Below are 4,946 nucleotides of genomic sequence, written 5' to 3'. Positions count from 1 at the left end.
CAGCCATGGTCGATGTTCCTCTCATGAGTCCCATCTGACCCTCTGTCAACACACTCCGCATCTCGGGGGAACCTCAGGTCAGTGGGGTGATGCGAAGGGACAAGGTGTCTCCGTCGTGTGGAGGTGGCGAAGGTCAGTACGCGAGCTCAACTGCTGGGCACTCCTGCGCATGTGCTCCACACCTCCTCGTCGACGGCGCCGGCCTGCACCGATGCAGGCGGCTGGGTGAACCTAGCTGGCCGATCGGCTCCTGGGCAACGGGTTAACGAAAGGCCGTGCGCGTGTGTGGTCACAGCCACTCGTCGACGGCCGCGACGAGGACGGTCGCCTCGTAGCGGACTGTGAGCTTGTCATATCTCGTGGCGACAGCCCGGTTTCTCTTGAGTCGGTTGATCCCGCACCCGACCGCGCGTAGCGGCGGACGGGCTCGCCGGTGGCCCGGTCCATGGCGGCCAGTGGCGGCAGGCCGTGCCGGACCAGAATGCGGTGGGCGGTCGAGGCGGCGATGCCGCATCGTACGGCCAGTCGTAGCGGCCCGATCCGGTGCTCGCGTCGTAGCCGTAGCACCTGCTCCTCGACGGCGGCCGCGGTCCTGCGGGGTGGTGGTGCGGGCGGCTGGAGCGGTCGCTCATTGCGGTGACGCCGAGTTGCCGGTAGCGGTGGGCGCAGCGGGCTGCGGTGGTGTGGCTGACCTGGCAACGCTCGCCAGGCCGGGATCGGTCTGGCGGTCGATCTCGTCGAGGAAGTCACGGAAGTCCACCGCCCGGTGCCGCGCGGACAACTTCCCGATCACCTTGCCAGTGACTGTGTTCAGGGCGGCAAAGAGGTCCACCGTGCCGTGCCGGACGTAGTCGAAGCTGCTGCGCTCAGGGACACCGGGCACCGTCGGCAGCACCGGAGCAGTCCGCTCCAAAGCCTGGATCTGCGGTTTCCACGTGCGCCACCGCGCCACCGTCTTGCGGTCGATACCCAGCCGCGCTCCAACGGCCGTGTTGTTCCCGCCCGCAGCGCAGGCCAACACGATCTGCTCCCCGGCCTTGTCGGCGCCTCGGACGCCATGATCTCCTGGCCCTCCGCCTTGGCCTTGACCAGCTCGCACACCTTTTCCTCGTAGGTGTCGCGATAGCGCTCCGGGTCCCAGTCGTTGCTGAGAGCGTCGACCAGCTGCCGCGCCATGTCGAGTTGCTTGCCGCTCCTCGTCCGGCTCGATGGCAGTTCAGGCAGTTCCTTGCCCGGGTCGCGTACCTCGTCGGCCCGGTGCAGAGTCTGCAACACGATCACCTCCTTCTCCGCGCGCAAGGCGGTCAGGTACTGCTTGTTGCGCATGACGAACGTGGCGATGCCGACCTTGTTCGCCTGCGACAGGGCGGCGCGCAGCAGCTCGTAGACCTCGGCTAGTGCTTGCCCCGCGGAGCGACGTAGTAGGTGCGGTGGAAACAGACCGGCGCAATGGCGTTCAGGTCGACGAAATCGCTGACCTCGATGGTCTGGGAACGGCAGGGAGCGATCTCGTCCAGTTCGTCTGGCTCGACGATCACTTACTCGCTCTCGCCGATCTCGAAGCCCTTGACGATGTCGCGGGTGTCGACTTCCTCGCCAGTGCGTTCGTTCACCCGTCGGTCACGGATCCGATCGGAGGTGCCGCGCTGCAGCTGGTGGAAGTGGACCGTATGGACCTCGGTAGCCGTGTACAGGCCGACGGGCACGGTGACGAGCCCGAACGTGATCACACCGGTCCAGACCGCCCGCGCCATGAACGTCTCCGTCCCGTCTGCCCAGCCTCGGCTGGATACGCCCTCAGGTGCCTACACGCTCGCACCGCTGCCCGTTCGACGGGCGGCGGACGGCAGTGGCAGGCGCCCGTACGGCTCAGGTAAGCGCAGACGGGCAGGCGACTGCCGGCACCCTCGGTGGCTCCGGCGGGGCCAGGAAGTCCACTGGTAGCGCAAGCGTGACCGCGCAGCTCTCGAAAGGGCGTGCTCCCGATAGCTTCAAGTCCCAGGACGCGAGGTGGGGGTCTTGAGTTTCCAGCCCTTGCCGCTGCAGGTGTCATGCAGCGGAGGGAACCGGTGCCCCTTCACGTCGGTGCTGTACGCGTGACCTTGGCCGCAATCGCATTCGTAGATCCCGGACTGCGGAACGATCTCGCCGGGGTGGTGAACCTCTTCGCCGCTCTCGCTCATGACGTCAGTGTCCGCAGCTGGTACCCGTGCGAGACCCTCCCGCACATCGAACCGCGGCCGAAGGCACCTGAACGGCGGCAGGTCGCGGTGAAAGACATGGACGCGATCGGATGAGGCTGACGTCGAGGAACCGATGCGCATCCCTTCTGATGGCAGGGGCACCATCTCACGGCGCCCTCGCCGACCGGCAGCGGTTGCCTCAGTGCCTACGCCGACGGCAGCACCTGGCCGGACGTGCACTCGGTCGCTCGGGTCATTCGGGCGAGTGTCGCTGCGCAGGGGCGGGTGAGGAGCCCGGTGCGGTGTCCCCGGTCCGGTCGCGGGGGCAGGAGCCGCGGTGGCCGGGGGCAGGTCGAGCGCGTGCGGTCGTACTCGACGGGGTGGGGCGGTGGGGGTGGCTCGCTGACCGCGTCGGACGCTCCCCACCGCACTCGTCACCGGGGACGTCTCGGAGCGACGGTGTGCTTCTCCCCCGTGCCGCCGGCGTACCACCATCCTGCTCCGGAGCAGGATGGTGGTACGCCGGTTGCGGGCCGGCGGTTGCGGCGTGCGGGCTCATGCCCGGGTCGTGGCGCGGCGGCGCAGTTCCTTCTTGTCGGGCTTGCCCACGTCGGTGAGGGGCAGTTCGGTGGGGAAGGTGATGCCGGCCGGTTCGTACATCGATCCGCGTTCGGCGCGTACGAAGGCACGCAGTTCGTCCGCGTCGGTCGTGGCGCCGGGGGCGAGCAGCACAGCGGCGTGGACGCGTTCCATGCGGTCCTCGTCGCGGACGCCGAAGACGGCGCTCTGCCGGACCTGCGGGTGGCTGTTGAGCAGGTCCTCCAGTTCGGTGGTGTACACGTGGCCGCCGACGACCACGATCATGTCCTTCAGCCGGTCGACCACGGTCAAGTAGCCGTCGGCGTCCCGGAATCCGATGTCACCGGTGTGCAGCCAGCCGTCCTGGAGGATCTCCGCGGTGAGCCGCGGTTGCTTCCAGTAGCCCTGCATGACCATGTCCGAGCGCACCACGATCTCGCCGTGCGCACCGTCGGGAAGCACGTTGCCGTCCTCGTCCCGGATCTCGACCTCGACGCTGTCCAGGATCTTTCCCGCGCTGCGCAGCCGCGCGGGGTGCGTGTGGTCGTCCGCGGACAGGCTGCTGATCATGCCTGCCTCGTTCTGTCCGTACCCCTGCATCAGTACGGGGCCGAGGCGGCGTACGGCATCGACCAGTCGTGCCGGAGATGCCTGGCAGCCGCCGTAGAGGAGCTGACGCAGGGTGGAGGTGTCGGTGCGCTCCATGCGCGGGTGGTCGAGCAACTGGTAGAGCAGGGGCGGCAATAGCCACAGATGGGTGATGCGTTCGCGCTCGATGGTCTCGAGCACCTGCCCGGCCTCGAAGTCGTCGAGCAGGACCACGGCGCCGCCGTACTCCAGTACGGCGTCCATGAGCATGCCGGCGGCGTGGGCCATGGTGGTGGCGACGAGCTGGCGGCGCGTCAGGGCGGCGGCCTCGTCGAGCGGGCGCGCGGAGCGCTGCGCGTGGACCTGCCGGTAGGTGGTGCAAATGCCCTTCGGATGGCCGGTGGTGCCGCCCGTGTGCCGGATGGCGCATATGTCGTCCGGCTGCGCCTGGCTCACGAACGGCTCTTCGGGCTGGGTCGCGCAGAGCGCCAGCAGATCCTCGCCCGTCTCGGTCGGGCCGAGCACCAGCACTGACTTGACCGGCGCCGATTCGGTGATGTCGGCGGCCCGGTCGGTCAACCGCGGATCGACGACCAGCGCCCGGCTCTCCACGTCGCGGACGATCGCGGCCTGTACGTCGGCAGCGAGCTTGCTGTACAGGTGATTGACTCGGGCGCCGATCAGATTGGCCGCATATCGCGCGGCCAAGGCCTCCGGCAGATTGCCGCTGAGCAGAGTCACCGTCTGGCCGCGCTCGATGCCCTGGGCCTGCATGGCCCACGCCATCCGATGCACCAGGGTCTGGAACTCGCCTGCGGTGACCCGCTGGTCGCCGTGTACCAGTGCCTCGCGGTCGGGGTTCTCCCGCAGGGCATCGAGGATGTGCTCCACGTGGTTGCGGAAGCGTGGGGCGACATCGGACATGTGTGATCCTCCTGAGCCGGAACGCAGGGGTGCGCGGACCGGCCTGATGGTTGTTCATCTGTGGGGGGACAGGAGGCGTGCGCCTCATGGCCTCGGTCGCGTGGGCGTCCCTCCACGCGGGATGGCGGCACACCCCTGCCAAAGGTTGCCTGGGCCAACCATGTGTCGACTGTAGGACGTCATGCCGATCATCACGAAATTCGGCAGCCGACCGGCGCGACAATCGGCCATTGCCTCGCGCGTGCCACATAGTGCCTGGTCAGGAGTGTTTTTCGGTCATCTCGCGGGTGCGGAAGGGGGCCGCTTGGGCGCTCTCGGTGCCGTGTGTCGGGAGCTGCCGGTGCGCCGGTGGGAGGCGGGCTCCCGTGTCGGCTTCGGTGGCCGGGCCGGTATCGCGGGGACGGAGTCGGGCGGCCAGGGATGCGTCCGGATGTCGGCGCACGGCCGTCGCCCGGTGGGCGGCCGTCGCCCGGTGGGCGGCCGTCGCCCGGTGGGCGGCCGTCGCCCGGTGGGCGGCCGTCGCCCGGTGGGCGGCCGTCGCCCGGTGGGCGGCCGTCGCCCGGTGGGCGGCCGTCGCCCGGTGGGCGGCCGTCGCCCGGTGGGCGGCCGTCGCCCGGTGGGCGGCCGTCGCCCGGTGGGCGGCCGTCGCCTGAGGTTCCCCCGGCGTGCGGG

At 69.4% G+C, this 4,946-nt stretch carries 3 protein-coding genes and 4 pseudogenes; all 7 read right to left on the bottom strand.

The genetic code is table 11. The features are described 5' to 3' along the window. Positions 1 to 393: 393 nt before the first annotated feature. Positions 394 to 713 (bottom strand): annotated as a pseudogene (locus VT52_RS36500) (helix-turn-helix domain-containing protein); the annotation flags it as partial. Positions 714 to 727: 14 nt separating this feature from the next. Next, a pseudogene (locus VT52_RS38330) lies at positions 728 to 931 on the bottom strand (IS630 family transposase); the annotation flags it as partial. Between the two features lie 302 nt (positions 932 to 1,233). Beyond that, positions 1,234 to 1,341: pseudogene (locus VT52_RS39610) on the bottom strand (non-homologous end joining protein Ku); the annotation flags it as partial. A 53-nt stretch (positions 1,342 to 1,394) separates the two neighbouring features. Continuing rightward, positions 1,395 to 1,754, bottom strand: a pseudogene (locus tag VT52_RS39605) (Ku protein). A gap of 237 nt (positions 1,755 to 1,991) precedes the next feature. Further along, positions 1,992 to 2,183 carry a hypothetical protein gene (locus tag VT52_RS36495; RefSeq protein WP_079175460.1) on the bottom strand — a complete coding sequence of 64 codons (192 nt, stop codon included), beginning with the start codon at positions 2,181 to 2,183 and terminating at the stop codon, positions 1,992 to 1,994. A 555-nt stretch (positions 2,184 to 2,738) separates the two neighbouring features. Beyond that, on the bottom strand, positions 2,739 to 4,274 hold the full coding sequence (locus VT52_RS34225; protein ID WP_046428738.1) for an AMP-binding protein: 1,536 nt from the start codon (positions 4,272 to 4,274) through the stop codon (positions 2,739 to 2,741). A gap of 259 nt (positions 4,275 to 4,533) precedes the next feature. After that, positions 4,534 to 4,946 (bottom strand): hypothetical protein (locus VT52_RS38555; RefSeq protein WP_206306690.1); only part of this gene is annotated, 413 nt, incomplete at its 5' end.

The organism is Streptomyces malaysiense (assembly GCF_000980885.2).
Classification (GTDB): Bacteria; Actinomycetota; Actinomycetes; order Streptomycetales; family Streptomycetaceae; genus Streptomyces; species Streptomyces malaysiense.
The sequence above is the reverse complement of the archived record's forward strand: the minus strand, read 5'-3'. Positions and strand labels throughout refer to the sequence as shown.

Excerpts from the sequence above, each read along its gene's own strand:
- VT52_RS36495 (WP_079175460.1), bottom strand. The coding sequence starts at position 2,183 with ATGAGCGAGAGCGGCGAAGAGGTTCACCACCCCGGCGAGATCGTTCCG.
- VT52_RS34225 (WP_046428738.1), bottom strand. The coding sequence starts at position 4,274 with ATGTCCGATGTCGCCCCACGCTTCCGCAACCACGTGGAGCACATCCTC.